The sequence below is a fragment of the Pseudomonas sp. FA117 genome, assembly GCF_057370475.1.
Map to the genome: position 1 here is coordinate 3678850 of NZ_CM170675.1, position 26623 is coordinate 3705472.

A 26623-nucleotide genomic window follows, 5' to 3' on the forward strand; every position below is an offset into this window, starting at 1 on the left:
GTCCGGTGCCGTCAGTGGCCTCCCTGGGGTACCGCCGTACCCGACAAGACCCCACTTGCGCCCGCAAAGGCATTGCGCAAGGTGATGCCATTGGCGCCGATGGCCAGCTCATGCAGTGAAGGATCATAGTGGCTGTCGCGCACCTTGAGGATCGACAGCACGCGGCGCAGCTGCGACTCCAGCTCGACGAAGCGCATGAGGAACAGGTTGTCGACGATGCTCGACAGGTCGGGTGCCGGCGAGGTGATTTCCGACCCGAACAGGTCGCGCATCTCCCAGGTCAGCAGCACGCTGACGCCCTGGGCGCGCAGTTCGCCCGTCAGGGCGCGGAAGAAACCATTGAGCCGGCCAGGGTCGAATGCCAGGCGCCCGAAGGCTCCCAGGCTGTCGATCACCACGCGCCGCGCGCCGGTGGCCCGGACCTGCTCCAGCAAACGCGCGCCGACCTGGTCGAGCAGCCCTTCGGTGGTGGGCTGCCAACTGAGCTGCAGGCTGCCCTGGCGTTCCATTTCGGCAAAGTCGTAGCCGAGCGAGGCCGCCTTCAGGCGCAGGCGCGCGGGCGGCTCGTAGAAGCCGAAATGCAATGCCGGCGCCTCGGGCGTTGCCGCTGCGAGGAAGGTCAGCCCCAGTGACGACTTGCCCGCACCCGATGGCCCCATGACCAGGCTCACCGACGCTTCGGCCAGGCCGCCGCCGAGCATTTCATCCAGGGCGTCGACTCCGGTGGTGATACGTACCAGGGTGTCGGAACCCAGGTCGCTGGGGTGGCTGTAGAGCGCCTCGAGACGCGGGTAGACCTGCAGCCCGGCGTCGTCGATCAGGCACTCGTGCAACCCCGACAGCGCACCGCTGCCGCGGGTCTTGCGCAGATGCAGATGGCGTACCGCCCGGCTGCCCGACAACTGCTCGCCCAGCTCGATGACGCCATCGACCATGGTGTGCTCAGGGCTGCCCTCGTCGAGCCGGGCGCTGGTCAGCAGCAGCACCGTGCAACCGGCAAACGCCGCGTGACCTTGCAGTTCGGCGACGAATTTCTTGGTGTCGAGGCTGGTCTCGGCACGCGCCCGGGCGTTGAGCAAGCCGTCGACGATCAACAGGCTGGCCTGCTGCCGGGCGATCTCCTGGCGCAGCAGGCGCACCACCGCTTCCAGCCCTTCGTCCTGCAGCGTATCGAAAGCGCTGACGAACTGGATCTGGTCACCGACCAGCGTCGGGTCGAAGAACTCCAGGGTCGACAGGTACTGGAACAGGCGTTCATGGGACTCGCTGAGCAACGTCGCCACCAGCACCCGGCCGCCGTCACGCACGTGCCCACAGGCCAGCTGGTTGGCGAGGATGGTCTTGCCTGCACCAGGAGGGCCCTGGACGATATAGGAGGCGCCGGCCACCAGTCCGCCCTTGAGCAGTGCGTCGAGGCCTTCGATGCCGGTCGCCAGTCGCTTGAGTGTTTCTACCATGACGTGCTCTGTACCTCGCGTTTCAGGGTTCGGGCAAATTCGATGAAAGCGGCAGGAACAGGCTCATGCGCGTGCCCTCACCGACCGTGCTGGCAACGCAGATGGCACCATTGCTCTGCTTGGCAAAGCCATAGACCTGACTCAACCCCAGTCCGGTTCCCTTGCCAAAGGCCTTGGTGGTGAAAAAAGGCTCGAAGATGCGCGGCAGCACCTGGGCCTCGATACCCTGCCCGCTGTCGCGTACATCGAAACGCACGAACGGGCCGTGCAGGCCGTCTACTTCGCCCGCAAGCTCGACCACTTCGACCTCCAGGTCGATACGCCCTTCACCGGCAATGGCATCACGGGCATTGAACAGCAGGTTGAGCAGGACCATCTGCAACTGCCCGGCATCCACCTCGATCAGCGGCAGGCCGGGCGTCACGCGCTCGTGCAACTCGATCCCGTCAGGCAGTGCATGCTCGACCAGGCTGCGGGTGGAGGCGATCAGCTCCAGCGGCGCGATGCGGGTGACGCTCAACTGCCGGTGGCGAGCGAAGGTCAGCAACTGCTGCGTCAACTGCGCGCCACGCTGCCCGGCATCGAGGATGTGCTCGAGCAGACGATCGACACGCGCGGCCTCGTCACTGGCACGGGCCAGGCGCGCGGAACTGAGGATGATGGTCAGCAGGTTGTTGAAGTCATGGGCCAGCCCGCCGGTGAGCTGACCCAGCGCCTCGAGCTTCTGCGCCTGGAACAGCTGCGCGCGCATCGCATCGAGTTGCAGCGCCGACTCACGCCGATCGGTGATGTCGCGGGTGACCTTGGCCAGGCCGATGACCTGGCCATGCTCATCGCGCACCACATCCAGCGCCGCCAGGGCCCAGAACTGCGTGCCATCCTTGCGCACCCGCCAGCCCTCGTCCTGGGCGACGCCCTGCTCCAGCGCCTGGCGCAACAACCGGGCCGGGCGTCCGTCGGCGCAATCCTGCGGGGTGAAGAACAGCGAAAAATGCCGACCGATCACTTCGTCGGCGCGATAGCCCTTGATCCGCTCGGCGCCAGGGTTCCAAGACACCACATGGCCGGTCGGGTCGAGCATGTAGATGGCGTAGTCGACCACCGCCTGCACCAGTTGTTCGTAACGGCTGGCGGGCATCAACGGTGGATCGGGACGATCATTCGAAACCATGCAGGCTCCACGAGCACGACAAGAGGAACTGTAGGTGAGCTTAGTGCAACGACGAAGTGTCCGATATATGGCGCAATGACAGCAAGTGCGGAAATCCCCTATAGTACGCCCGCCCTCCTCCATCATGGAATCGACATGGCTACCAACTATCGACTGCTGGGCCTGCAGGACGACCTGCTTCACACCGCCGGGCAGATCGACCAGCTATGTCACGCACTCGACGGCCACGCCCGCTTTCTCCGGCATTCGGTGCATCAGGACGACGCTGCAGCCATGGGCGAGCAGGTCCAGGAGCTGCGCGAAAGCGCCGACGACATGCGCGGAATCGCCCAATTGATTCGCCCGTGAAAAAGGCAGCGCGGTTGACTCCCCTATAACGATGGGTTATAAAGCGCGCTTGATTGTGTGGCCCTTCAGCATCGAAGCGTGTCGGTCCCCAGGACCCCGGTCAAGTGTGCGAGTGTGGTGGAATTGGTATACACAGCAGACTTAAAATCTGTCGGCGCAAGCCTTGTGGGTTCGAGTCCCACCACTCGCACCATATTCCTGTCGAAGGCGCCTACCGGGCGCCTTTTTCATGCCCGCAGCAAAGGTGTGCGCACCTGCTAGAGTGGAGGCTACACAGTCCTGCGGAGCACTCCCATGCGCTACACCCTGTTCGACGGCCAACGCGACGCCATCCTCCTTCTCGCGCGGATCCTGCTGATGATCCTCTTCGTGCTCTCAGGCTGGGGCAAGCTGACCGGCTTCGAAGGCACGGTCGCCTACTTCACCTCGATAGGCGCCCCGGTGCCCAGCGTCGCTGCAACCGTGGCGGTGATCATGGAGTTCTTCGTCGCCATCTTGCTGATCCTGGGTTTCTACACCCGGCCGCTGGCGTTTCTGTTCGCCCTGTTCGTGCTCGGCACAGCACTGATCGGCCACCCGTTCTGGAGCATGGTCGAGCCGGCACGTGCGGCCAACATGACCCAGTTCTTCAAGAACATGAGCATCATCGGCGGGCTGCTGCTGTTGGCCGTGACCGGCCCTGGACGCTTCTCGCTGGACCGACGCTGAATCAGTCGTCGGGGTGATCGTGCCAGGCGGGATGGTCGTCTTCGTCATCGTCGAGATCGTCCAGTAGCGGGTCATCTTCTTCGATCTCGTCCTCGGCACCCTGGGCATCGGCCTCGGGCTCGAAGTCGTCGTAGAGGAATTCGTGATCGAGCAGGTGATCGTGTTCAGGTTCCGGCAGGTCGTCTTCGTCGTGCATCACGGGGCTCCAAGGTGGGTCGCCTGTATAGGCTGATCGGATGCTGCGGTCAATCACTCAACGGGTTAACGCTGGCTTAACCCCGCAGGCCCTACTCTTGAGCTGCTCCCTTCAGAACGTCTTGCCCGCCGCCATGGCGGGCTTTTTTATGCGCCGGGCCAATTGACTGAAACTTGCGCCGCTTGCCCGGGTTCGCACCAGTTGCAGGACCTGTCTTTTTCGCAAGGAGAACAGCAATGGCCGTGAACATGGACAACCTCATCATCACCACGCCGGTGCCCAGGTCGCCCAGCAATCCAGTGGCACTGGAACTGACCGGTGCCCAGGCCCTGGCCACCCTCACCCAGGTGATCGCCCGCCTCAGCGACGGCTCGGTGCGCATGAGCGCGCCGACCCGGGGCGCTTCGAGCAAAAGCACCCACCGCACCCGCTGCGAGTGGAAGGAGCCGGTGTACTGGACACTGACCAGTGCCACCCGCCACCGCAATCATCAACGCATGCTTCTGGAGAAGGTCAATTCGGCGCAGAAAGTGGTGATTTCGCAGATGCATGTCAAGGACGACGACAACCCTGTGATCAAGGTGTTCTGGAACAAGGGCAAGATCACCCTGGGTTTTCGCCAGGACTTCAACCAGCCCACCCCCCTGAGCAGCAACGTGCTGACTGACGTACCGCTGAATACCCCGTTCGAAGTGAGCATCGAGGTCAGCAGCGCCGGCGCGGCGACGGTCAGCGCCACCTGCAACGGCCGCACAGGCAGCACCGGCGTGATGCAGATGGCCGACAGCTGGAATGCCCGGACCTTCAACTTCCATGGCGGCGTGTACAACCAGGTGGACTACAGCGACACCACGAGCGCGGACGATGGCTCGGTGTGCGTCATCAGTCAGCTGGAACTCAGCCATATCTAGAAACAGTCTGTCGACGCCGCTTTCACGAAATACCGACATTTTCCGCGGCATAGTGACCGGGCTTCGATACGTTCTTGAACCCGCCCAGGTGGCGGGTTTTTCTTTTTGCGCCAGCTACGACGACCTGCTTCGGGTAATCTTGATCGCATTTCCTGCAGAAACGGCCCCCTGCCGCAATCGAGGCGCTCAGCCGCTGTACTGCCAGCTCTACCTGCACAAGAACGGAAGCAACAGACATGCACGCAAGGACCGCGATCCGCTTTGCCCTTCTCGCCATCCTCGGCCACACGGCCCACGCCAACGAAAACGCCAACCCGTTCGAGGCGGCGCTGATGATCACCACGCTCGCACCGACCATCGTCCTGGCAGGGACCTCGGCGCTGACCACCGAGGGGCCTGGCTGGCTCAAGTCATCCAAGGACGATGCCGTCGCGTTCCTTGGCTCGGACGGCGCCATCCGTGGCCCCTACTTCGAACAGGCACGCCGTGAATACCGTGCCAGTGCGCAGCCGCCATTCATGAGCGATCGACAATTGGCGCTGGCCATCGCCGCCGCTCACTGAGGCACATTCACTGCAACGGGATGTAGATGTCGGTCTGCCACTGCTCGACAGGCGTCTCGGGATAGACGCTCAGGTACTCGAAGAACAGCGGATGGTCGCGCAGCTCCTCGCCACTGCCCGGCAACCAGTCGCGATACACCGGGTAGATGCTCTCGCCGATGGCGTGCGGCGAACCGACATGCCGCACCACCGCGCAGCGTCCGGCAGGGATGAACCGCTCCTGCACCCCCTCTTCGTTGGCGGTCGGCGCCTGGGCAATTTCCCCGCAGATGGCAAAGCGAAAATCTGCCGCCGGGGTGGTGTCGGGGTTGCCGTAGGGAATCCCGAAGGTACGGCTGGCGTCCACCGGCGACTGCCCGGTGCGCTTGCGCCAGGCGATGAAGCGAGCGATGGTCTGGTCCAGCAACGCGGGGGCACCCCGGTGTTCCAGGGCGGCAACCCTGACTTCGGCGAAATCGACGATCCGTACTTGCATGACGATACTCCTGGAGAAATGAGGAATGGCAAACACCGCATTCCACAGCTGCCAGCTCGGTGCCTGGCGAAAGGCACTGGGCGACAGCCCGAAGTCCCGGCGAAACGCCCGGCTGAATGCCTCTGGGCTTTCGAAGCCGGCGTCCAGCGCGGCATCCAGCACCGAATGCCGTTCATCTGCAGCCAGCCGCTGAGCCGCTCGACGCAAACGCATCAGCTGCACATAACGCGCGACGGGGACGCCGACGTACGCCGTGAACTGCCGATGGAAATGAAAGCTCGAGAAGTGCGCGATCTGGCTCAGCGTGTTCACCGACAGGTCGCCTTCAAGGTTGGCCTGGATATGGGTGAGCACCGCTTCGAAGCGTTGTGCGTAGATCGCGTTGCTGGGAGTGCAGGACATCGGTGAGGGTCCAGTGGTTGCGGTGGAGCAAGGATCGTCGATGCCCGGACAGCATACCTAGCCGGGTTTGCTCAACTGGGTTCGAGTGCCGTGCGCGAGGGTGCGGTGGCCCCTCGGTTCGTTTCGGTCCAGACGGCCAGTTCGTAGCCACCGCGGTCGCTTACGTTGAACTCGATGTTGTCGATCTGCCGATCCGTTGCTCTGCTGCTCATCTGCGCCTGCCTCCTTGCTGGAGCAGGAAATCTACCATAGCCCGCCTGCGGGCGGGGTCAGTGCACCGAGCCCAGTGCGGGGCCGAGCCGCAAAGCCCTCGAAGGCTGAAGTTTCGGAACTCTATGCCCTTTGTTTCGGAACTCTTGGCTTTTTTGACCCATAAAGAAAAACCCCGCAGACGTTAATCTGCGGGGCTTTCGAATGGTGGAGGCCGAGGTCGGAATCGAACCGGCGTAGACGGATTTGCAATCCGGAGCATAACCACTTTGCTACTCGGCCTCAAAGTTCGGAGTCAGCTTTCGCTATCTCCTTGAAACCGCTCGGCTTTTTCAAGCAAGCTGCGTTTCGATGGACGCCATTATGTCGGCATTCCCCTCACCTTGCAACCCCCTTGAAGAAAAAAATCTTCAAGGGGTTCAAGGTGTTAGCGCAAGCGGCCAAGCTTGCTCCAGAGGCTCACCAGGGTGTTCTCCAGCGTGGCGCTGGCAGCAACGCCGATCCGCTCCTGCAGCGACTTGCGCTCGGCATAGCGGACGTGGAACAGGTTGGCGTCGTGGGCGCGGTCGCTGAGGTACTCGTCGCTGGTGCGCAGCTCGTCGACCAGCTTGCGGTTGAGAGCGGCTACGCCCAGCCACACTTCGCCGGTGGCGACTTCATCGATGTGCAACTGCGGGCGGTAGCGGGCGACGAAGTCCTTGAACAGCTGGTGGGTGACGTCCAGGTCTTCCTGGAATTTCTCCCGGCCCTTCTCGGTGTTCTCGCCGAATACGGTCACGGTGCGCTTGTATTCACCGGCGGTGAACACTTCGAAGTCGACATCGTGCTTCTTCAGCAGGCGGTTGACGTTGGGCAACTGCGCGACCACGCCGATCGAGCCGAGCACGGCGAACGGGGCGCTGACGATCTTCTCGCCGATACAGGCCATCATGTAGCCGCCGCTCGCCGCGACCTTGTCGATGCACACGGTCAGCGGGATGCCGGCCTGGCGGATGCGCGCCAGTTGCGAGGCGGCCAGGCCGTAGCTGTGCACCAGCCCGCCGCCGCTCTCCAGGCGCAGCACCACTTCGTCACGCGGGGTGGCGAGGGTCAGCAGCGCAGTGATCTCGTTGCGCAGGCTCTCGGTGGCCGAGGCCTTGATGTCGCCGTCGAAGTCCAGCACGAAGACGCGTCCCTTCTCCTCGGGCTTGGCCTTGCCTTTCTTCTTCTGTTTTTCGGTCCTGGCCTGCTGCTTGCGCAGGGCCTTGAGTTCGGCCTTGTCGAGCAGGCCGGCTTCCAGGCGCTCGCGCAGCTCCTTGTAGAACTCGTTCAGACGGGTCACCTGCAATTGCCCGCCGGGCTTGCGCCGGCCCTTGCCACGCAGGTTGGCGATGCCCGACAGGATGACCAGGATGGCGATCACCAGGGTGGCGGTTTTGGCGAGAAAGCTTGCGTATTCGGCAAGAAACTCCACATTGACTCCTTAATAGACCTGCGCCTGCACGGCGCGAAACTGTTGCAAGCATACCGGTGCGCCTGAGCGGCTGCCAGCATGGGAAAATGCTGGCAACACAGTTCAAACAACCTTTTCAAACGCTTGTATGTTTTTTCATTGACAGCCTGTCTGGCGCGTCCTAACCTCGCAGCAACCTCTATCCCGGCCGGACATTCCAGTGGGCAACATCTACCTGATCCGACATGGCCAAGCCTCCTTCGGTGCCGACGACTACGATGTCCTGTCGCCGCTGGGTGTGCGCCAGAGTCAGGCATTGGGAGAGCACCTGGCCCAGTTGGACCTGCGCCTGGACCGCTGCCTGGCCGGCGACCTGCGCCGCCAGCAGGACACCGCGCGCCTGGCGCTTGACGCCATGGCGGCCTGCGGTTGCGCGATACCGGCCATAGAGACCGATGCCGCCTTCAACGAGTTCGATGCCGACGGCGTGATCCGCGCCCTGCTTCCGGCCCTGCTGCCGGAGGAGCCCGAGGCGCTGCACGTGCTGCGCAACGCCGCGCAAAACCGCAGCGAGTTCCAGCGCCTGTTCGCGCTGATGGTGCAGCGCTGGCACGATGGCCAGCACGCGGCGCACGACGGCCTGGAAACCTGGGCTTCGTTCATCGCACGGATCGACGCCGGGCTGCAGCGGGTGCTGACGCATGCGTCGAGTGGCGACAACATCGCCATCTTCACCTCCGGCGGCAGCATCGCCGCCCTGCTCCATCTGGTCACCGGCATCACCCCAGCCCAGGCGTTCATCCTGAACTGGCAAATCATCAACACGTCGCTCAGCCAGCTGAAGTTCCGCGGCCGCGACGTGGCAATGGCTTCCTTCAACAGCCAGGCCCATGTGCAACTGCTGAAGGCGCCGGAGCTCATCACCTACCGATAGAGCCCGGCACGTCGTGTCCCTGCGGGGACCTGAATATCACTCAATAAGGAATGCGCCATGACCTCCGTAGCTGATGCCGTGAAGAAGATGCAAGAGAAGTTCAACCCATCCGCTGCCGCCGGCCTGGACCTGGTGTTCGGCTTCAACATCACCGACGAAGACAAGCACTACGCACTGATCGTCAAGGACGGCACCTGCGAACTGCAGGAAGGCGAGAACCCTGACGCCAACTGCACCCTGGTGATGGACAGCGAAACCCTCAAGGGCATCGTCAGCGGCGAGACCGACGGCATGCAGGCCTTCATGGGCGGCAAGCTGCGCGTCGAGGGCGACATGATGCTGTCGATGAAGCTGAGCGAGCTGTTCCCGTCCTGAGTGATGCGAACGGGTCGATGAAAAAACCGAAGCCAGGCCGGCTTCGGTTTTTTTTCGCCTGCAGGCATGTGGCGCCATTCATCAGGGGCAGTGATCGACCGGCAACACCCGCGTCGATATGACCGCTGGCACGCTTGTCCCAGCCTGGGCCGCCCATTAGATTAGCCAATGATCCTTGCGACCGAGAATAAGGAAGACGCATGACGCTCACCGACCAGTCCACCCAGGTCCGCCCCGGCGAAGAACTCGATGCGGCGATCATCGACCCTTACCTCAAGCGGCACATCACCGGCCTGACAGGCACCCCGAGCATCAGCCAGTTCCCCGGTGGCGCCTCCAACCTCACCTACCTGGTGGCCTACCCTGGGCGCGAGTTCGTGCTGCGCCGTCCGCCGTTCGGCCACAAGGCCAAGTCGGCCCATGACATGGGCCGTGAGTTCCGCATCCTCAACCAGCTCAACGACGGCTTCCCGTTCTGCCCCAAGGCCTATGTGCACTGCACCGACGAGTCGCTGATCGGCGGCGAGTTCTATGTGATGGAGCGGGTCAAGGGCATCATCCTGCGTTCGGACCTGCCGGCCGAACTGGCGCTGGACGCGGGCCGCACCCAAGCCCTGTGCAAGAGTTTCATCGACCGTCTGGTGGAACTGCATCAGGTCGACTACACCGCCTGCGGCCTTGCCGACCTGGGCAAGCCCGAAGGCTACGTGCAGCGCCAGATCGAAGGTTGGTCGAGCCGCTACGAAAAAGCCCTGACCCCGGATGCGCCGCGCTGGGAACAGGTGATTGCCTGGCTGCGCGAGAAGATGCCCGCCGACCATCCGCGCCCCGGCATCGTGCACAACGACTATCGCTTCGACAACGTCATCCTCGACGCCGACAACCCCATGCGCATCATCGGCGTGCTGGACTGGGAGATGGCAACCATCGGCGACCCGCTGATGGACCTGGGCAACAGCCTGGCCTACTGGATCGAAGCGGACGACCCGGCGCCGGTGCAACTGATGCGCCGCCAGCCGAGCAACGCACCCGGCATGCTGACCCGCCGCCAGTTCGTCGACTACTACGCCGAGCGCGCCGGCATTCGCATCGACAACTTCGACTTCTACTACTGCTACGGCTTGTTCCGCCTGGCCGGGATCGTCCAGCAGATCTATTACCGCTTCTTCCACGGCCAGACCCAGGACAAACGCTTCGCCCAGTTCATCCACATGAACCGGCTGCTGGAGCAGATGAGCCTGCAACTGATCGGCAAATCCACCCTGTAACCGGCGACAACAAGGAAAACCAGCATGTCCAAGACCCAACTGTTCGACCTTGACGGCAAGATCGCCTTCGTATCCGGCGCCAGCCGCGGCATCGGCGAAGCCATCGCCAAACTGCTGGCCCAGCAAGGTGCCCACGTGATCGTTTCCAGCCGCAAGCTCGAGGGCTGCCAGCAGGTCGCCGAGGCGATCATCGCCGCAGGCGGCAAGGCCACCGCAGTGGCCTGCCACATCGGGGAGCTGGAACAGATCCAGCAGGTGTTCGCCGGCATCCGCGAGCAGTTCGGGCGCCTGGATATCCTGGTCAACAACGCCGCCACCAACCCGCAGTTCTGCAACGTGCTGGACACCGACGTCAGCGCCTTCCAGAAAACCGTCGACGTGAACATCCGCGGCTACTTCTTCATGTCGGTGGAAGCCGGCAAGCTGATGCGCGAGCACGGCGGTGGCAGCATCATCAACGTGGCCTCGATCAACGGCGTGTCGCCAGGCCTGTTCCAGGGCATCTATTCGGTGACCAAGGCTGCGGTGATCAACATGACCAAGGTGTTCGCCAAGGAGTGCGCGCAGTTCGGCATCCGCTGCAACGCCTTGCTGCCAGGCCTGACCGACACCAAGTTCGCCTCGGCGCTGGTGAAGAACGACGCCATTCTCAAGACTGCCCTGCAGCAGATCCCGCTCAAGCGCGTGGCCGACCCGAGCGAGATGGCCGGCGCAGTGCTGTACCTGGCCAGCGACGCTTCCAGCTACACCACCGGCACCGCGCTCAACGTCGACGGCGGCTTCCTCTCCTGAATCAGCCCTTGCGCGCCTGCAGGGTATAGCTCAGCGGCAGGCGCTCGGGGCGATCCACCAGGCGCCACTCACCGTCGGCGCCCTTGCTCATCTGCCCGGGCAAGGCCTCCCACGGGATGCTCTGATGCTCGACCAGCGCAGTCAGTTGCAAGCCCTGGTCGAGCAAGGCCGTGATGATTTCGCCGAGGCCGCGATTCCAGGAATGGGTCTCGGTCTGCGCCAGGCGATGCTCGCTTTCGACGTAGGTCTGGTCGCTGTGGAAGATAACCGGCGCCTCGTGCTCGAAGTACGGGAAGTCGACCTGCAGGCGATCGGCGTGGGTTTCGTCGAGCGTCCACAGCATCGGGTGCCCCTCACGCAGGAACAGCCGCCCTCCCGGCTTGAGCAATGCCGCGACATTCTGCGCCCAGCGCTGGATGTCCGGCAGCCAGCACAGTGCGCCGATCCCGGTGTAGATCAGGTCATGGCTCGCCTTGGGCAGCACCTCGCTGGCGCGGTAGACATCGGCCTCGACATAGTCGATATCCGTGCCACAGCGCTCGGCCAGCAACCGCGCCTGCGCCAGCGATGCCGACGAAAAGTCCAGCCCGCTGACCTGCGCACCCAGACGCGCGAGCGACAGGGTGTCGGTGCCGATATGGCATTGCAGGTGCAGGGTCTTGAGGCCGCGGATGTCGCCCAGCAACGGCAGGTCGAAACGCACCACTTCCGACAAGTGTCCGGCAGATTGCACGAAGCGCTCGACTTCATAGCCCGGCGAGGCGGCATGCAAGGGCGCCCGCTCGTCCCAGTTGGCGCGGTTGAGTTCCAGTGACGGATTCATGGACACTTCCCTGTGCGGAAAAACGCCACGTTAACCGGCCTCGGTGCAGGTCGACAACCGCTCATTCAAGGAGAGAAAGCCAGCATGAAGACCTACAAGGGCGGCTGCCTGTGCGGCGCGATCCGCTTCGAGGCCGATGCGCCCGCAGCCAATGCGCACCATTGCTCCTGCCGCTGGTGCCAGCAGCATACCGGCGCCCTGCTGGCGAGCTGGGTGGAGTTCGAGCGTGGGCGGGTACGTTGGGTGGGAGAGGACGGAGCGCCGGACACCTGGCGATCTTCGGATTATTCCAGCCGGGCCTTCTGCCGGCGCTGCGGCAGCTCGATCGGCGCGATCGACGATGCACCGACGGTGGCGCTGCTGCTGGGCTGTTTCGATGAGATCGGGGACGAACAACTGGTACCGACCGGGCATTCGTTCGAGGAACGCTGCCCGGGGTGGATACGTCAGGGTCGATGAGGGTTGGGTTGGGGACCGCCGAGCGGTCCCCGGACTACAGCGACAGACTCATGCTGACACTCAGGTTGCGCGGCTCGCCCGGCATGTTCCACGCGGCGTTGTAGCCACGCTCGTAGTACTTGCGGTCGAAGAGGTTGTTCAGGTTCACCCCGAAGCTCAGCTGCTCGCTGGCCTTGTAGTGGGCCAGCAGGTCCAGGGTGCTGTATGCCGGCAGGCGCAGGTTGCCGCCAGCCTCCCCGGAGCGCTCGCCCACATAGTTGGCCGAAGCACCGACATCGGAGCCGCGCAGCCAGCCATCCTGGAACTCGTGCACCAGCATCAGGCTGCCGCTGTGGCGGGGAATCCCCAGCAGGTCGCTCCCCTTGGGCAACGCTGCATCGCCCTTGGTGACCTCGGCATCGATGTAGGCATAGGCACCGATCACTCGCAGCGCGTCGGTGAGCTGCCCGCTGAACTGCAGGTCCAGACCCTGGCTGCGCGCCTTGCCCGCGGCGATGCTTTCACCGAAGGCGTCGGTGGTGACGACGTTTTCCTTGTCGATGCTGAACAGCGCGACAGTCGCGCCCAGTCGGCTGTCGAACAGATCGAGCTTCAGACCGGTCTCGTAGCCCAGGCCCTTTTCGGGCTTGTACACCTGGCCCTGGGTGCCGATGGCATTGGGCTTGAACGAGGTCGAGGCGTTGGCGAACACACCCACTTGCGGTGTCCACTGGTACAGCAGGCCGACACGCGGGGTGGCGACCTCCTTGACCTGGCTGTTGCTCACTCCGGTGGCGCGGTTGAGCGCGGTCTGCTCTACGCGCTCCAGGCGCACGCCGACCAGGCCGCGCCAACGCTCGTCGAAGGTGATCTGGTCCTGCAGGTTGAGGGCCTGGCTCTCGGTGCGCTCGAAGAAGTCATTGGGGTTGATCAGCGGCGGTTTCGGCTGGCCGTACACCGGCTGGTAGATATCCAGCCCGTAGCCGAGCGAAGTCGCGCTCTGCGGGTACTTCTGACTGTTGCGATAGTTCTCGTACTCCAGGCCGATCAGGCTCTGGTGCTGCCAGCCGAGGAAGTCGAACTGCCCGTGCAGTTCGGCCTGGGTGATGTTGTCGTTCCACTCGAAATTCCGTTCGCGGTAGAAACGGCTGATCACATCGCCAACCACCCGCGAGGGCTCCGAACTGTTGCCGCGCAGATGGCCCTGGGTGTAGTGGTTGGCCAGGCGCAGCTTCCAGCTGTCGTTCAGGTGATGTTCCAGGGCCAGGTCCAGGGTCTGGTTGTCGTTGCGGATATGGCCGTCGTTGGGCTCACCGAGGAAGGTCGAGCGCTTGACCGACCCCAGCTGGCCGTTCACCGCCGGGATGCCTCGGTCGAACACCGACTCGGTGCGCGAGAATTCGGCATCCAGCGACAACAGCGTATCGGGGTCGAGCTGCCAGCTCAGCGAAGGGCTGACGATCTGCCGACGGCTGTCGACGTGGTCACGGAAGCTGCCGTTGTCCTCCACCGCCAGGTTGACCCGCGACAGCAGGCGCCCCTCCTCGTCCAGTGGCGTGTTGACGTCGAGGCTGCCACGGTAGCGGTCCCAGCTTCCGGCGCTGGCCTTGAGCCGGGTGAAGGCCTCTTCCTGCGGACGCTTGCTGACGATGTTGACCAGCCCTCCCGGATCGCCACGCCCATACAGGCTGGCGGCCGGACCCTTGAGCACTTCGATGCGCTCGATGGTCGAGGTGTCCGGTGCGCTGTAGCTGCCACGGTTGATGGCGAAACCATTCTTGTACAGCTCACCGGTAGTGAAGCCACGCACGCTGTAGTTGAGGAAGGTCAGCCCGCCGAAGTTGTTCTGCCGGGTCACCCCGCCGGCAAAGTCCAGGGCGCGATCGATGCGTGTGCTGTTGAGGTCTTCGAGTACCTGGCTGGGCACCACCGCCACACTCTGCGGGGTATCGCGCAGGTCGGTGTCGGTGCGCGTGGCCGTGCTCGAACGGGTCGCACGGTAGCCCTGCACCGGCCCGTCGGCGCGCTCGTCCAGATGGCTGTCGCTGACGGTCACGGCCTCGAGCACCACCGGCTCGGCGGCATTGCCGGAAAGACCGAGCACAGACAACGAAAAGCCCAGGCAGAGCCGGGCTGGGGTGACTTTCATGAAAAAAACTCCTGACATTTACGTGATAACATATCAATTTATGAACGATGCGAGGAATACCCGAATGCGAAAAAAACCCATTTGCCTGTCAACCCAAAGTTGACGGTCGGTTATACTCCAGCTTCCGGCCCGCTTCCAGGAACCGTTCCAATGGTTGAGAACAGCTTTGCGTTTCGTCTCAAGGAATTGCTCGAACACCACAAGCTGACCCTGCAGGCGGTGGGCACGGCCCTGGGTATTTCACGCACGGCGGTGCACAAGTGGACCCGCGGCGGCGAGATTGACTACGACAACCTGCGCAAGCTTGCCGACTTCCTCAAGGTCAACTGGATCTGGCTGCGCTACGGCGAGCAAGCGCTGCAGAGCGTGCAGCAGGCCGAGGTGGTGGAATTGCCGATGACCGATGTGCGTCGACGCTACACCGCCGAGATCATGGAAAGCGAAACGCGCATGAAGCTGGCCCAGGAAGGGGCGCGGATCGTCACCTGGGAGTGGAACCTGATCACCGACGAGGTCACCTACTCGCCCAATGTCGAGGCGGTCTACGGCTGGCCCGTGCAGCGCAACGAGGAATTCTGGGCCCACATCCACGCCGACGACATCCCGCCGATGCAGGCCATGTATGCCCAGGCCGTCGCCGAGGGCACCGGCTGCGAATGTGATTTCCGCATCATCCGCGCCGACGCCAGCCAGTGCTGGATCGCCTCGCGCGCCACGGTGCTGGCCGACAGCGCTGGGCGTGCCGTGAAGATGGTCGGCATCAGCATGGATGCCACCGAGCGCAAGGTTGCCGAGGAAGAACTGCGCCAGAGCGAGGCGCGCTTTCGCACCATCTTCGAGTTTGCCTGGGGCGCCCTGGCCTACATCGACCCTGACGGCAGCTGGCAGCGGGTCAATGGCGGTTTCTGCGAGCTGCTCGGCTACTGCGAAGACGAACTCTACGGCTCGACCTTCCAGCAACTGACCCACCCCGACGACCTGCCGCACAACCTGCAATTGCTCAAGCGCCTGCTCGCAGGCGAGATCGACCGCTACGCGGTGGAGAAGCGCGTGCGGCACAAGGACGGCCATTACCTGTGGGTGCGCGTGCGTACCTCGCTGCAGCGTCAGGCCGATGGCCAGCCCGAGCACCTGATCAGCGTGTTCGAGAACATCAGCGCCGAACGCGAGGAACACCAACGCCTGCAGGCACATATCGCCGGGCTTGAAGCGCGCCTGGGCTGACCGGAGGAAAACGGCGATGCTACCGGGGAGCCCGTCGTCCAGCAGCCTGCGTCAGCAGCGCATACAGCGTCGCGGGGCGGTCGGGCTGTATTTCGTTGCCGCCCTGTCGGTGCTCGCCGGCATGACCGACGCGATCGGCTTCATGGCCACCGGTGACTTCGTGTCGTTCATGAGCGGCAACACCACGCGCCTGGCCGTCTCGATCGGCGCCGCCGAGTTCGGCCCGGTGCTGCGCCTGGCGCTGGTGATCGCAGCGTTCGTGCTGGGCAATGCCCTGGGGGTGATCATCGCTGCACGCAGCGGCCGACGGCACTGGCCACTGCTGGGCACCATCGCCGTGCTGCTGGCGGTCGCCGGCACGCTGCCGGAGCCCTTGCAATTGCCCGCACTGCTGGCTGCAGTCAGTGCGATGGGCATGATCAATGCGGTGGTCGAGGAAGTGAACGGCCTGCCGATCGGCCTGACCTACGTCACCGGTGCCCTTTCGCGATTCGGCCGTGGCCTGGGTCGGACCTTGCTGGGCCAGCAGCGCCTGGGCTGGCGCGTGCAGCTGGTGCCCTGGTGCGGCATGTTCATCGGTGCGGTGATCGGTGTCCTGCTAGAACAGCGCTTCGAACGCCCTGCCCTGCTGGCCAGCGCACTGACCGCCCTGCTGCTGGCCGTGGTGTCATGGAAGATCCCACGGCGCTGGCAATTGCGCTACATGCCGCGCTGAGTCAGAGGCAGGTTGCCGCCGCAGCCTTGCGCTGCAGCGAGACCATGTCGTTGCGCTGCGCATAGTAATCGACATGGGTGCCGCCGCCTTGCGCGTAGACGTCGACGAAAGACTCGGCTTCGCGGGTATAGACAGTGAAACCACCGGCCTTGCGCGTTTCCAGGTAGCCGCTGGCATCGACACCGAAGCGCGACTCTTCCTGCCAGCTGAACTGGATGCACTGGGCCACCAGCTCTGGCGCTTTATGCGAATCGAGGCGCGCGCTCGGCTGGCCGTTGCGCGCAGCCTCCATGGTCGATGAGGCGCAACCGAACAACATCAGGGCTGCAGCCATCGGCAGTAGTGCTCGCATGTTCCATCCTCGAAGCGAAAAAGAGGCGACTGTAGCATTGACGGTGATTGCGAGTGAATTGTCGCACGCCAGATGTTGTCGCACTTACAGAGTATCCATGAGGAAGTCCTGTATGAAATCCCGCTCCCTGCTGTGCGCCCTGCTGTTCACCCTGCCCCTGACCCAGTTGCCACTGAGCGCGCAGGCGGCAGAGTCCTCCGTCGAAAGCGTCACCGCACCCGAGACGCATAACCGGGAACTGAAAGTCGGCGACAAGGCGCCCGACCAGTACAAGCGCGACGACGAAGCCGTGCGCGACTGGAAGGCCAAGGGCCTGCCGCAACCGGAGAAGGAAAGCCACTGGGTGAAGATGGGCCACAACTACGTGCTGGTGCAGATCACCAATGGCGTGGTGCTGGCGATCCAGCCCGGCAAATGAAGCTCAGGCCGCCAGGCGCACTGTGTTGCGCCCGCCGGCCTTGGCTAGGTACAGCGCCGCGTCGGCCCGGGCGATCAGGCTGGCGGGTGTATCGCCCGCCCCGGGCACACCACACCAGAGCCCGACACTGAAGCACAGGTCGATCTGCAGCCCGGCGAACCGCGCCGGGCTGCTCGCGATGGCCTGGCGCAGGCCGTCGAGCAAGACCAGGGCGCCCTCGCCCTCGGTGCCCGGCAGCAGCAGCAGGAACTCTTCGCCGCCGTAACGCCCCAGGCAGTCACCCGCGCGCAGGCGCTGCTGCAACTGACGTACGCAATGGCAGAGCACCTCGTCGCCGGCCAGGTGGCCATGCACATCGTTGATGCGCTTGAAGTGATCGATGTCGATCATCGCCACCGCCAGGCTGCACTGCGCCAGGCGCGCCCGTTCAAGCTCCTGCTCGAAACGCTCGAGGATCGCCCGGCGGTTGCCGGTGCCGGTCAGGACGTCGTGCCCGGCCAGGTGCTGCAGCCGCGACTCGCTGCGCTCCTTGGCCATCAGCACCAGGCCGATGGAATACATCATCACCGTGACCGTGCCGATCGCCACCGACACCGTCTGCTTGAGGTTGCTGGTGTCATAACGCAGGTCCTGCGCCGTCCCCGCGACGACCGCCACCACCCGCATGCCCAGCCCCACCAGGCTGATGCCGGCGCCGATCACCAGCAGCAGGTTGGCACGCCCCTGGTGCTGGGCGTGGCGCCTGGCCCAGTAGAAAATCAGCGCGCATTGCAGCATCAGCACCAGGGTCGCCAGCAGCATGCGCGGCTCCGTGGTGTCGAGCAGCATCAGCAAGGCCGGCAGCATCAGCGCCGGGATGATGAAGATCGGCCGCCACGGCACGGTCAGTTCGCGCACGCGGAACAGGCTGGCCGAATAGAACGCCAGGGCCAGCGACAGCAGGCCGTTGCCCAAGGCGTAGCTGACCCACAGCGGCGCATGGCCGAACAGGGTGTAGCAGACGTAGGCCAGGGCGTGGGCCAACAGCCCGCAGCCGGTCAGCAGCAGGTTGTCGCGACGGTTGAACTGGCCGACCAGCAGCAGGCAGAAAGCCAGGATCGTCGCCACCAGCGCGACCGCAGCGAACAGCGTGGGGGTGTGGGCGATCATCATGATTCACCGTGTGGCAGATGGCCGTCTTGTTCGCGACCTGCCTGACAGTCTAGGAGGCGCATACGCCCTCGACCATGACCGAACGGGACAGAACAGCAGCGTCAAGGCACGTCGGCTTCACTGGAGCGATAATATTTTGTGCGCCCTGGAAACCAAATGAATTCTGCCCGGTCTCAGCAGTTGTCCGGCAAACCCTTGCCGAACCTGCATTTTCATCATCATCGGCAACTGCGCGATGGTGCCGGCAGCGTGACTGCATCCACTGCCGAAACGTCTTTCACTTCCTATCCGCCGCAGGCCTGCGGCATCCAACCCTGATGATTGCTTCGAGGTTCATGAAATCATGCGTCTGACTCTGCCTTCCCTCGCCCTGGGCCTGCTGTTGTGCCAAGGCGCCTTCGCCGGTGACGGTACTACAGCCATCGGTGGCGGCCTGGGCGGCGCCCTGGGCAACGTCGTCGGCAAACAGATCGGTGGCAGCACCGGTGCGGCCCTCGGCGCAGGCCTGGGCGGCGCAGCGGGCAGTGCCGTGGGTGCGCGCAAAGGCAACCGCGCCGAAGCGGCGATCGGTGGCGGCCTGGGCTCGGCCGGCGGCTCGCTGCTGGGCGGCAAGCTCGGCGGCTCCAACGGTTCGACCATCGGTGCCGGCCTGGGCGGCGCAGCCGGTGGCGCGATCGGCAACCACATGGGTGACAAGGACAAGAAGCACCGTCACCACTGATACCCGTGCCTGACCTGCAGGGGCGGCCTGGTGTCGCGCCCGATCGCGGGACAACCCCGCTCCTGCAGGTCAGGTATCATGCCGGGCTCTTCAGCCCAGGCGATGCCACTCGCGCTTGTCCCGGCTCAGCAGTTCATTGCCCGCCTCGGGCCCATCCTCCCCTGCCGCATACTCGTGCACCTCGCCAGCACTGGCCCAGGCATCGAGGAACGGCTGCACCGCACGCCAACCGTTCTCGATATTGTCGGCACGCTGGAACAGCGTCTGGTCACCGGTCAGGCAGTCATAGATCAGCGTTTCGTAGCCGGTTGCCGGGGTCATCTTGAAGAAGTCCTTGTAGGCAAACCCCAGCTCGACGTTCTCCATCACCAGTTCCGGCCCCGGTCGCTTGGCCTGCAGGTCGAACCACATGCCCTCGTTGGGCTGGATCTGGATCTTCAGGTAGTTGGGCTTGGGCCGCTCCAGCTCCGACTCGCGAAACTGGGCGTAAGGCGCAGGCTTGAAGCAGATGGCGATCTCGGTATCGCGCACGCTCATGCGCTTGCCGGTGCGCAGGTAGAACGGCACACCCGCCCAGCGCCAGTTGTCGATCATCACCTTGAGCGCGACGTAGGTCTCGGTGCGGCTGTCCTGGTCGACATTGTTCTCCTGGCGATAACCGGCCAGGCGCTTGCGCCCCTGCTTGCCCGCCACGTACTGCCCGCGCACCGAATTCTTCAGGGCCATCTTCTGCGACCAGGGGCGGATGGCGCCGATCACCTTGGCCTTTTCGCCGCGCACGGCATCGGCACCGAACGCTGCCGGGGGCTCCATGGCGACCATTGCCAGCAACTGGAACAGGTGGTTGGGCACCATGTCGCGCAGGGCACCGGTGTTGTCGTAGAAGGCGCCACGGGTTTCGACGCCGACGGTTTCGGCGGCGGTGATCTGCACGTGGTCGATGTAGTGGTTGTTCCAGAACGACTCGAAAAGGCCGTTGGAGAAGCGGCTGACCAGAATGTTCTGCACCGTCTCCTTGCCCAGGTAATGGTCGATGCGGTAGATCTGCCGCTCGCTCATCACCTTGAGCAGGCAGGCGTTGAGCGCCTCGGCGCTGGCAAGGTCGGTGCCGAACGGCTTTTCCACCACCACCCGGCGAAAACCGCCTGCGGACTCATCGAGCAGGCCGGCTTCGCCCAGGCGCTGCGCCACTTCCGGGAAGAAGCGCGGCGAGGTGGCCAGGTAGAAGATGGCGTTGCCATGACGGGTCTTGTCGATACGCTTGCCGATCGCCTCGTAGGTGGCCGGGTCGAGGAAGTCGCCGGTCAGGTAGTCAAGGCGCGCGGCCAGCCGAGACCAGAGCTCTTCATCCAGGCACTTGGGCGCACCCTCGCCGCCCTTGTCGCGCTCGACCATGAAATCATGCAGGCGCCCGGCGAACTGCTCGGCGCTGACCTGGTTATGGTCGACGCCGACGATACGCAGGTTGCGGTCCAGCAAACCGTCACGGCTGAGGTTGTACAGCGCCGGCATCAGCAGGCGCTTGACCAGGTCGCCATTGGCGCCAAACAGGAACAGCGTGCAGGGCGGCGCAGCGGGGATCGTCTGTTTGCTCATGAGCCCTTCTTCTCGACGTGGCCACCGAAGCCCAGGCGCATGGCAGACAACACCTTGTCGCCGAACGTGCCTTGCTGCTGGCGTGAACGGAAGCGGGCAAACAGCGCGCTGGACAGCACCGGCACCGGCACCGCCTGCTCGACGGCTGCATCGATGGTCCAGCGCCCTTCACCGCTGTCCGACACCGAGCCGCTGAACTGCGCCAGCTGCGGATCGGCCACCAGGGCATCGGCGGTCAGGTCGAGCAGCCAGGAGGTGACCACGCTGCCACGCCGCCAGACCTCGGCAATCTCGGCCACGTTCAGGTCGAAGCGCTGGTCCTCGGGCAGCTCGGGCCCGCCCTTGCTGCGCAGCAGGTCGAAACCTTCGGCGTAGGCCTGCATCAGGCCGTATTCGATGCCGTTGTGCACCATCTTCACATAGTGCCCGGCACCCGGCGGACCGGCATGGATGTACCCCTGCTCGGCACGCCCGTGAGCGCCGCTGCGGCCCTGGGTACGGGGAATGTCGCCCACGCCCGGGGCCAGCGCCTGGAACAGCGGTTCGAGGCGTTCGAACACGTCTTTCTCACCGCCGATCATCATGCAGTAGCCCCGCTCGAGGCCCCAGACGCCACCGGACGTACCCACGTCCAGGTAGTGCAGCCCACGCCTGGAAAGCTCGGCAGCGCGGCGCATGTCGTCCTTGTAGAAGGTGTTGCCGCCATCGATGATCGCATCGCCAGGCTCGAGCAGCTCGGCCAGCTGGGCGATGGTCTGCTCGGTCGGTTCGCCGGCCGGCAGCATGACCCACACCGCACGCGGCGCCTTGAGTTTCTGTACCAGGGCGCCGAGGTCGTGGGCGCCCTGCGCTCCTTCACCGGTCAGGGTGCTGACGGCGTCACGGTTGCGGTCGTGCACCACCATCTGGTGGCCGGCGCGCATCAGCCGCCTTGCGATATTGCCGCCCATGCGGCCCAGCCCGACGATTCCCAGTTGCATGTGCCGATGCTCCCCTTGCGAAATGAATGACAACGCGGTTCAGGTGTTCAGGTTAGTCCAGCGTACCGGCCGAGGGTTCACCGACGAACGGCACGACCACCATAAACAAAAAAGTTCCCATGGGCAGGGAAAGAATTCAGAATGCGCGCCGCACGAAGCGTCTACGCTTGTAACTGTCACCAGCCTAACTGCGAGGTGTGCTCATGGGTACCTATATGCCTGCCGCTCCCACCCAGACCCTCTACGTCACCATGCGCCGTGACGAACTGCGCCAACTGAAGGACGAACGCGACCAGTTGCGCCAGCAGGTGGCCCAGCTGAACCTGCTGCTGGAACAGGCCCGCCTGGGCGGCAAGGCCACCGGCGCCTGACCCTGCGCGGGCCAGTGTCTGACGCAGGGCCTGCGAAACGCCCTTCAAACCGCATCAGGCCGTTCCGATAGTGGGCGCTATTGCGCAGCCGTAGATTCGACCACGTCGCAGGCCCACCCCGGCGCCTGCCTTGCGTGGATTTCCACCATGAAAACCGCAAACCACTGCATCGCGCTCGGGCTGCTGGTCACTCTTGGCCTGCCTGTACACGCGGCATCGCAGCACTGTGAACGGATGGACAAGCGGCAGGCCATCGCCCTGTTCGAGCGTTGGAACGAAAGCCTGCGCAGCGGCGATCCGCAGCAGGTCGTCGCGCTCTACGAGAGCGATGCCCTGCTGTTGCCGACCCTGTCGAAGACACCGCGTCTGACCCGCGCTGCACATCTCGACTACTTCCAGCATTTCCTCGCCGACCAACCTGCCGGCAAGCTCGACAGCCACCACCTGACCCAGGCCTGCAACACTGCGACGCTGGCAGGCCTGTACACATTCAGGCTCATCCGAACAGGAGAACAGGTGCCCGCGCGCTACACCTTCACCTACCGCTGGAATGGCCAGCAGTGGCTGATCAGCCATCACCATTCTTCACGACTGCCCGACAGCTGAATGTACCGACCGTCCACCTCCGAGCAGTGGGCCACACCGATCGGCACTGGCAAGGGCACGGCCCGGGCATTACCATGTGGCGCTTCCGGCGCGACCTTTTGCCGCGCCCTCGCCTGCCGCCTGAAAGCCGTCCCATGCCCTTCGAACTCACCGTAGAACCGCTCACCCTGCTGATTCTTGCCGCCGTGGCCTTCGTCGCCGGCTTCATCGACGCCATCGCCGGAGGCGGCGGCCTGCTGACCACCCCGGCCCTGCTCACGGCAGGCATGCCGCCGCACCTGGTGCTGGGCACCAACAAGCTCAGCTCGACCTTCGGCTCGGCCACCGCGGGTTTCACCTATTACCGGCGCAAGCTGTTCCACCCCGCGCAGTGGCGCCTGGCAATCGTCGGCACCTTGAGCGGCGCGCTGATCGGCGCGGTGATCGCCCACTACATGCCGGCCGAATGGCTGAACAGGATGCTGCCGGTGATCGTCTTCGCCTGCGGCCTGTACCTGCTGTTCGGTGGCACCCCCAAGGCGCCGCTGGATGCCGATGCGCCGATCAGGAAGAAGTGGCAGTTTCCCCAGGGCTTCAGCCTGGGCTTCTACGATGGCGTGGCGGGGCCCGGCGCGGGCGCGTTCTGGACGGTGAGCACGCTGCTGCTCTACCCCATCGACCTGGTGCGTGCCAGTGGCGTGGCGCGCAGCATGAACTTCGTCAGCAACGTCGCAGCACTGACGGTGTTCGTCATTTCCGGGCAGGTGGACTATATCGTCGGCCTGGCCATGGGCGTGTCGGTGATGGTCGGCGCATTCTTTGGCGCCCGCACGGCGATCAGCGGCGGCAGCAAGTTCATCCGCCCGGTGTTCATCACCGTGGTGCTGGCGCTGACCGTGCGCCTGGCCTGGCAACACTGGTTCGGCCAGGCTTGAACCTGCGCCCGTACCTGGCTTGCCGTAAATCCGAAGCCGCACCGACCCGCAGGAAAGCGGCCTTGCGCCGCTCCTGAAACACCCTGTGATCGCACCTCAGGTCAGCAGTACCGGCTCGGCCAACCCCAGTCGCCGCGCCACGTACAGGTCGATCAGGTAACGGGCGATGGAGCGTCCGGCCGGCAATGGTGGCAGGTCGTGCACACTGAACCACTGGGCATCTTCGATTTCATCCGGCTGCATGACGATCTCGCCACCGGCGTATTCGGCGTGGAAGCCGAGCATCATCGAATGCGGGAACGGCCAGCACTGGCTGCCCACGTATTGAATGTTCTTCACCTGCACCGCCACTTCCTCGCGCACTTCACGCACCAGGCAGTCTTCGGCCGACTCGCCCGGCTCGGCAAAGCCGGCCAGGGTGCTGTAGACCCCAGTGACGAAACGCGGCGAGCGCGCCAGCAGGATATCGTCGCCGCGAGTCACCAGCACGATCATGCTCGGCGAGATGCGCGGATAGCTGCGCAGGTCGCAGGCCTGGCAGTGCATCGCCCGCTCCCAGCGGATCTGCGTCATCGGCTGGCCGCAGCTGCCGCAGAAGCGGTGCTCGCGCGCCCAGGTGCCGATCTGTGCGGCATAACCCAGCAGCTTGTAGGTGTCGAAGTCGCCTTCGAGCATGAACTGGCGCAGGCCGCGCCATTGCATGCCTGGCAATTCGCAGGCCGAGCGCAGTTCCAGGAGGAACACCGGCTGGCCGTCGAAATGACCGATACCATGCTCGCAGAGCACGTCCAGCTCCTGGCGCTTGAGCCACTCACGCGGGAACAACGCACCGTTGTCATCCACCAGGAACCCCGCAGGGCTGCGGGCGACGGCCAGGCCGCCAGCGGTCTGCGGGTCGAGTACTGCGGTAGTCCAGCGTGCTGACATCTTCGGATCCCTTCAGGCGCGCACGCCGTCAGGGTCAGTCGGCGAACGTCGGTTTCTGTTTGTTCATGTGGGCCGCCACCGCAACGCGCAGGTCTTCGGACTGCAGCATGGCGGCGTTCCAGGTGGCGATGTACTGCAGGCCATCGTCGATGCGATGGTCGCGCATGTAGCTGATCATCTCCTTGGTGCCGGCCACGGCGATGGGTGATTTTCCTGCAATTTCCCGGGCGATGGCAAAGACCCCATCGAGCAATGCAGCCTGGTCGTCATAGACCCGGTTGACCAGGCCGATGCGCAATGCCTCGCCGGCGTCGATCATCCGCCCGGTGTAGGCCAGTTCACGCATCATGCCGTCGCCGATGATACGTGGCAAACGTTGCAGGGTGCCGACATCGGCGGCCATGCCCATGTCGATTTCCTTGATCGAGAACTGCGCATCGGCGCTGCAGTAACGCATGTCGCAGGCCGACACCAGGTCGATGGCACCGCCGATGCAATAGCCCTGGATCGCTGCCAGTACCGGCTTGCGGCACTTGTCGACGGCGTTGAACGAGCCCTGCAGGCGCAGGATGGTGCGCCGCAGCAGGCGCGCGTTGCGCCCGGCGTCCTTGCCCATCTGGCCGGCCAGCGAAGCCAGCATCATCAGGTCGATGCCCGAGGAAAAATGCTTGCCCGCGCCGCTGATGACCACCGCGCGCACCGCCTCGGTGTCGTCGATCCACTGGAAGATCTCGACGATTTCCTCCCAGAAGGCAGCGTTCATCGCATTGATCTTTTCCGGGCGATTGATCTGCACATGGGCGATGTTGTCGGTCAGTTCGACCTTGAACGCGGTGTACTCGGTCACGGGCGGCACTCCTGTGGGGAAAGGGTTCACGCGCCGGACTATAACGCACCTGCAGGGCGGTGCTTGTGCCAAAGGCGGGACTGGTTGCACTGGGCTGCACGCACGTCACACCCTAGAATACAGATACCTTCCCTGGATGAGTTCACATGGACCTGCTGTTCCTCGGCACCAGCGCCGGAGCCCCCACCAAGGCACGCAATGTCAGCGCCACTGCGCTGATCGACAGCAGCGGCAGCGGCTGGTACCTGGTCGACTGCGGCGAGGCCACCCAGCACCAGCTCCTGCACACCCCGCTGTCGGTGCGCGACCTGCGCGCGATCTTCATCACCCACGTGCACGGCGACCACTGCTTCGGCCTGCCCGGCCTGCTGGCCAGTGCCGGCATGTCCGGGCGCAGCGAGCCGCTCGAGCTGATCCTGCCTGCGGCACTGCACGATTGGGTGCGCCTGAGCCTTTCGGTCAGCGACACCTACCTGCCCTTCGAACTGCAGCTGCATGCTGCCGAAACCTTCGGCACCTGGAGCAACGCCTGCGTCGAAGTCGGCGCGGTCGAGCTGTCCCATCGCGTCCCCAGCCGCGGCTACGTGTTCACCGAACTCAACCCCGAACCGCGCCTGGACATCCCACGCCTGGAAGCCGACGGCATCCCCCGCGGGCCACTGTGGGGCGAGCTGGCCAGAGGCCTGGCGGTCACGCATGCAGGCCGTGCGCTTGCACCACGCGACTACCTGCGCGCCTCACGGCCGGCCCGGCGCATCATCGTCTGCGGCGACAACGACCGCCCCGAACTGCTCGCAGAGGTGGCGAAGAACGCCGATGTACTGGTGCACGAGGCGACCTTCACCCAGCCGCTGATCGAGCGCACCGGCGTGAGTTTCGGCCACAGCAGCGCCGAATCGGTGGCCAGCTTCGCCCAGGCTGCCGGCGTGAAGAACCTGGTGCTCACCCACTTCAGCGCGCGCTACCAGGGCGATCCACGGCGCAGCCCGTGCATCGACGATATCCAGGCCGAAGCCCGGATACACTACGACGGCCGGCTGATCCTGGCGCGCGACCTGCAGCGTTACCACCTGGACCGCAACGGGCACCTGCTCCACGAGCCAAATACTTGAACGCGAAATTACACTGAACCAACTGCCCTGCCGCGC

The 26623-nt window shown here is 64.4% G+C and carries 32 protein-coding genes and 2 tRNA genes; 18 read left to right on the forward strand and 16 right to left on the reverse strand.

Features of this window, described 5'->3' with window-relative positions; genetic code table 11:
• Positions 1-11 precede the first annotated feature (11 nt).
• A complete protein-coding gene (locus AC1TXO_RS17055) occupies positions 12-1457 on the reverse strand; it encodes an ATPase domain-containing protein (protein WP_486402829.1) in 1446 nt (481 codons plus the stop codon).
• 22 nt (positions 1458-1479) lie between these two features.
• Positions 1480-2628 carry a two-component system sensor histidine kinase NtrB gene (locus AC1TXO_RS17060; protein WP_486402830.1) on the reverse strand — a complete coding sequence of 383 codons (1149 nt, stop codon included), beginning with the start codon at positions 2626-2628 and terminating at the stop codon, positions 1480-1482.
• A 135-nt stretch (positions 2629-2763) separates the two neighbouring features.
• Here AC1TXO_RS17060 and AC1TXO_RS17065 point away from each other — a divergent pair, with 135 nt between their 5' ends.
• From AC1TXO_RS17065 to AC1TXO_RS17075, 3 genes are all read left to right on the forward strand, one after another.
• Positions 2764-2976, forward strand: coding sequence for a hypothetical protein (locus tag AC1TXO_RS17065; RefSeq protein WP_486402831.1), 213 nt, complete (start codon positions 2764-2766; stop codon positions 2974-2976).
• Between the two features lie 108 nt (positions 2977-3084).
• Positions 3085-3169, forward strand: a tRNA-Leu gene (locus tag AC1TXO_RS17070).
• A gap of 101 nt (positions 3170-3270) precedes the next feature.
• Positions 3271-3684, forward strand: coding sequence for a DoxX family protein (locus tag AC1TXO_RS17075; RefSeq protein ID WP_486402832.1), 414 nt, complete (start codon positions 3271-3273; stop codon positions 3682-3684).
• Between the two features lies 1 nt (position 3685).
• Here the strand turns inward: AC1TXO_RS17075 and AC1TXO_RS17080 are convergent, their stop codons facing one another.
• Complete coding sequence (locus AC1TXO_RS17080; protein ID WP_486402833.1) at positions 3686-3880, reverse strand: hypothetical protein; 195 nt, start codon at positions 3878-3880, stop codon at positions 3686-3688.
• A gap of 236 nt (positions 3881-4116) precedes the next feature.
• On the opposite strand from AC1TXO_RS17080, the gene AC1TXO_RS17085 reads away from it, so the two are divergent.
• Positions 4117-4791 carry a polysaccharide lyase family 7 protein gene (locus AC1TXO_RS17085; protein ID WP_486402834.1) on the forward strand — a complete coding sequence of 225 codons (675 nt, stop codon included), beginning with the start codon at positions 4117-4119 and terminating at the stop codon, positions 4789-4791.
• A gap of 22 nt (positions 4792-4813) precedes the next feature.
• Here AC1TXO_RS17085 and AC1TXO_RS17090 read toward each other — a convergent pair whose 3' ends face one another.
• Positions 4814-5029 (reverse strand): hypothetical protein, encoded by a 216-nt coding sequence (locus AC1TXO_RS17090; protein ID WP_486402835.1) that lies wholly within the window; start codon positions 5027-5029, stop codon positions 4814-4816.
• On the opposite strand from AC1TXO_RS17090, the gene AC1TXO_RS17095 reads away from it, so the two are divergent.
• The gene (locus AC1TXO_RS17095; protein ID WP_486402836.1) at positions 5028-5354 is read left to right on the forward strand and encodes a DUF2388 domain-containing protein; all 327 of its coding nucleotides are present in this window, start codon (positions 5028-5030) and stop codon (positions 5352-5354) included. The two genes, AC1TXO_RS17090 and AC1TXO_RS17095, sit on opposite strands and share 2 nt — an antisense overlap.
• Positions 5355-5361: 7 nt before the next feature.
• Here the strand turns inward: AC1TXO_RS17095 and AC1TXO_RS17100 are convergent, their stop codons facing one another.
• The 4 genes from AC1TXO_RS17100 to sohB form a co-directional block, all read right to left on the reverse strand.
• Positions 5362-6231, reverse strand: coding sequence for an AraC family transcriptional regulator (locus AC1TXO_RS17100; RefSeq protein WP_486402837.1), 870 nt, complete (start codon positions 6229-6231; stop codon positions 5362-5364).
• A gap of 71 nt (positions 6232-6302) precedes the next feature.
• Entirely contained in the window at positions 6303-6443 is a 141-nt protein-coding gene (locus AC1TXO_RS17105) for a hypothetical protein (RefSeq protein WP_486402838.1), read from the reverse strand.
• Positions 6444-6649: 206 nt separating this feature from the next.
• A tRNA-Cys gene (locus tag AC1TXO_RS17110) sits at positions 6650-6723 on the reverse strand.
• A 145-nt stretch (positions 6724-6868) separates the two neighbouring features.
• Positions 6869-7894, reverse strand: a complete 1026-nt coding sequence (gene sohB, locus AC1TXO_RS17115; protein WP_486402839.1) for a protease SohB — start codon at positions 7892-7894, stop codon at positions 6869-6871.
• Positions 7895-8093: 199 nt separating this feature from the next.
• On the opposite strand from sohB, the gene AC1TXO_RS17120 reads away from it, so the two are divergent.
• The 4 genes from AC1TXO_RS17120 to AC1TXO_RS17135 all read left to right on the forward strand — a co-directional run bounded on the left by AC1TXO_RS17120 (position 8094) and on the right by AC1TXO_RS17135 (position 11242).
• The gene (locus tag AC1TXO_RS17120) at positions 8094-8807 is read left to right on the forward strand and encodes a histidine phosphatase family protein (RefSeq protein ID WP_486402840.1); all 714 of its coding nucleotides are present in this window, start codon (positions 8094-8096) and stop codon (positions 8805-8807) included.
• Positions 8808-8864: 57 nt separating this feature from the next.
• Entirely contained in the window at positions 8865-9182 is a 318-nt protein-coding gene (locus AC1TXO_RS17125) for an SCP2 sterol-binding domain-containing protein (protein WP_009682121.1), read from the forward strand.
• Positions 9183-9382: 200 nt separating this feature from the next.
• The gene (locus AC1TXO_RS17130; protein WP_486402841.1) at positions 9383-10450 is read left to right on the forward strand and encodes a phosphotransferase family protein; all 1068 of its coding nucleotides are present in this window, start codon (positions 9383-9385) and stop codon (positions 10448-10450) included.
• Positions 10451-10474: 24 nt separating this feature from the next.
• The gene (locus AC1TXO_RS17135; RefSeq protein WP_486402842.1) at positions 10475-11242 is read left to right on the forward strand and encodes an SDR family oxidoreductase; all 768 of its coding nucleotides are present in this window, start codon (positions 10475-10477) and stop codon (positions 11240-11242) included.
• A gap of 1 nt (position 11243) precedes the next feature.
• Here AC1TXO_RS17135 and AC1TXO_RS17140 read toward each other — a convergent pair whose 3' ends face one another.
• Positions 11244-12065 carry a class I SAM-dependent methyltransferase gene (locus AC1TXO_RS17140; protein ID WP_486402843.1) on the reverse strand — a complete coding sequence of 274 codons (822 nt, stop codon included), beginning with the start codon at positions 12063-12065 and terminating at the stop codon, positions 11244-11246.
• An 84-nt stretch (positions 12066-12149) separates the two neighbouring features.
• Here AC1TXO_RS17140 and AC1TXO_RS17145 point away from each other — a divergent pair, with 84 nt between their 5' ends.
• On the forward strand, positions 12150-12524 hold the full coding sequence (locus tag AC1TXO_RS17145) for a GFA family protein (RefSeq protein ID WP_486402844.1): 375 nt from the start codon (positions 12150-12152) through the stop codon (positions 12522-12524).
• Positions 12525-12558: 34 nt separating this feature from the next.
• Here the strand turns inward: AC1TXO_RS17145 and AC1TXO_RS17150 are convergent, their stop codons facing one another.
• The gene (locus tag AC1TXO_RS17150) at positions 12559-14652 is read right to left on the reverse strand and encodes a TonB-dependent siderophore receptor (RefSeq protein WP_486402845.1); all 2094 of its coding nucleotides are present in this window, start codon (positions 14650-14652) and stop codon (positions 12559-12561) included.
• A 150-nt stretch (positions 14653-14802) separates the two neighbouring features.
• Between AC1TXO_RS17150 and AC1TXO_RS17155 the strand changes: the two genes are divergently transcribed.
• Complete coding sequence (locus AC1TXO_RS17155) at positions 14803-15876, forward strand: PAS domain-containing protein (RefSeq protein ID WP_486402846.1); 1074 nt, start codon at positions 14803-14805, stop codon at positions 15874-15876.
• 16 nt (positions 15877-15892) lie between these two features.
• On the forward strand, positions 15893-16591 hold the full coding sequence (locus AC1TXO_RS17160) for a YoaK family protein (RefSeq protein ID WP_486402847.1): 699 nt from the start codon (positions 15893-15895) through the stop codon (positions 16589-16591).
• Position 16592: 1 nt separating this feature from the next.
• Here AC1TXO_RS17160 and AC1TXO_RS17165 read toward each other — a convergent pair whose 3' ends face one another.
• A complete protein-coding gene (locus tag AC1TXO_RS17165) occupies positions 16593-16943 on the reverse strand; it encodes a hypothetical protein (protein WP_486402848.1) in 351 nt (116 codons plus the stop codon).
• Between the two features lie 112 nt (positions 16944-17055).
• Here AC1TXO_RS17165 and AC1TXO_RS17170 point away from each other — a divergent pair, with 112 nt between their 5' ends.
• Complete coding sequence (locus AC1TXO_RS17170; RefSeq protein WP_486402849.1) at positions 17056-17361, forward strand: RcnB family protein; 306 nt, start codon at positions 17056-17058, stop codon at positions 17359-17361.
• A 3-nt stretch (positions 17362-17364) separates the two neighbouring features.
• Here AC1TXO_RS17170 and AC1TXO_RS17175 read toward each other — a convergent pair whose 3' ends face one another.
• On the reverse strand, positions 17365-18510 hold the full coding sequence (locus AC1TXO_RS17175) for a GGDEF domain-containing protein (RefSeq protein ID WP_486406856.1): 1146 nt from the start codon (positions 18508-18510) through the stop codon (positions 17365-17367).
• Between the two features lie 346 nt (positions 18511-18856).
• Between AC1TXO_RS17175 and AC1TXO_RS17180 the strand changes: the two genes are divergently transcribed.
• Positions 18857-19234 carry a glycine zipper domain-containing protein gene (locus AC1TXO_RS17180; protein WP_486402850.1) on the forward strand — a complete coding sequence of 126 codons (378 nt, stop codon included), beginning with the start codon at positions 18857-18859 and terminating at the stop codon, positions 19232-19234.
• Between the two features lie 90 nt (positions 19235-19324).
• Here AC1TXO_RS17180 and zwf read toward each other — a convergent pair whose 3' ends face one another.
• Together zwf and gnd are read right to left on the reverse strand one after the other, a co-directional pair.
• Entirely contained in the window at positions 19325-20830 is a 1506-nt protein-coding gene (zwf, locus tag AC1TXO_RS17185) for a glucose-6-phosphate dehydrogenase (RefSeq protein WP_486402851.1), read from the reverse strand.
• Entirely contained in the window at positions 20827-21810 is a 984-nt protein-coding gene (gene gnd / locus AC1TXO_RS17190) for a phosphogluconate dehydrogenase (NAD(+)-dependent, decarboxylating) (RefSeq protein ID WP_486402852.1), read from the reverse strand. Before gnd ends, zwf begins: the two co-directional genes overlap by 4 nt.
• A gap of 203 nt (positions 21811-22013) precedes the next feature.
• Here gnd and AC1TXO_RS17195 point away from each other — a divergent pair, with 203 nt between their 5' ends.
• The 3 genes from AC1TXO_RS17195 (at position 22014) to AC1TXO_RS17205 (ending at position 23701) form a co-directional block, all read left to right on the forward strand.
• Positions 22014-22181, forward strand: coding sequence for a DUF6026 family protein (locus AC1TXO_RS17195; RefSeq protein ID WP_486402853.1), 168 nt, complete (start codon positions 22014-22016; stop codon positions 22179-22181).
• Positions 22182-22328: 147 nt separating this feature from the next.
• The gene (locus AC1TXO_RS17200; protein WP_486402854.1) at positions 22329-22787 is read left to right on the forward strand and encodes a DUF4440 domain-containing protein; all 459 of its coding nucleotides are present in this window, start codon (positions 22329-22331) and stop codon (positions 22785-22787) included.
• 134 nt (positions 22788-22921) lie between these two features.
• Entirely contained in the window at positions 22922-23701 is a 780-nt protein-coding gene (locus tag AC1TXO_RS17205; protein WP_486402855.1) for a TSUP family transporter, read from the forward strand.
• Positions 23702-23797: 96 nt separating this feature from the next.
• Here AC1TXO_RS17205 and nudC read toward each other — a convergent pair whose 3' ends face one another.
• A complete protein-coding gene (gene nudC, locus AC1TXO_RS17210) occupies positions 23798-24628 on the reverse strand; it encodes an NAD(+) diphosphatase (RefSeq protein ID WP_486402856.1) in 831 nt (276 codons plus the stop codon).
• Between the two features lie 34 nt (positions 24629-24662).
• Positions 24663-25475, reverse strand: coding sequence for a crotonase/enoyl-CoA hydratase family protein (locus AC1TXO_RS17215; protein WP_486402857.1), 813 nt, complete (start codon positions 25473-25475; stop codon positions 24663-24665).
• 146 nt (positions 25476-25621) lie between these two features.
• Here AC1TXO_RS17215 and AC1TXO_RS17220 point away from each other — a divergent pair, with 146 nt between their 5' ends.
• Positions 25622-26587 carry a ribonuclease Z gene (locus AC1TXO_RS17220; protein WP_486402858.1) on the forward strand — a complete coding sequence of 322 codons (966 nt, stop codon included), beginning with the start codon at positions 25622-25624 and terminating at the stop codon, positions 26585-26587.
• Positions 26588-26623 lie beyond the last annotated feature (36 nt).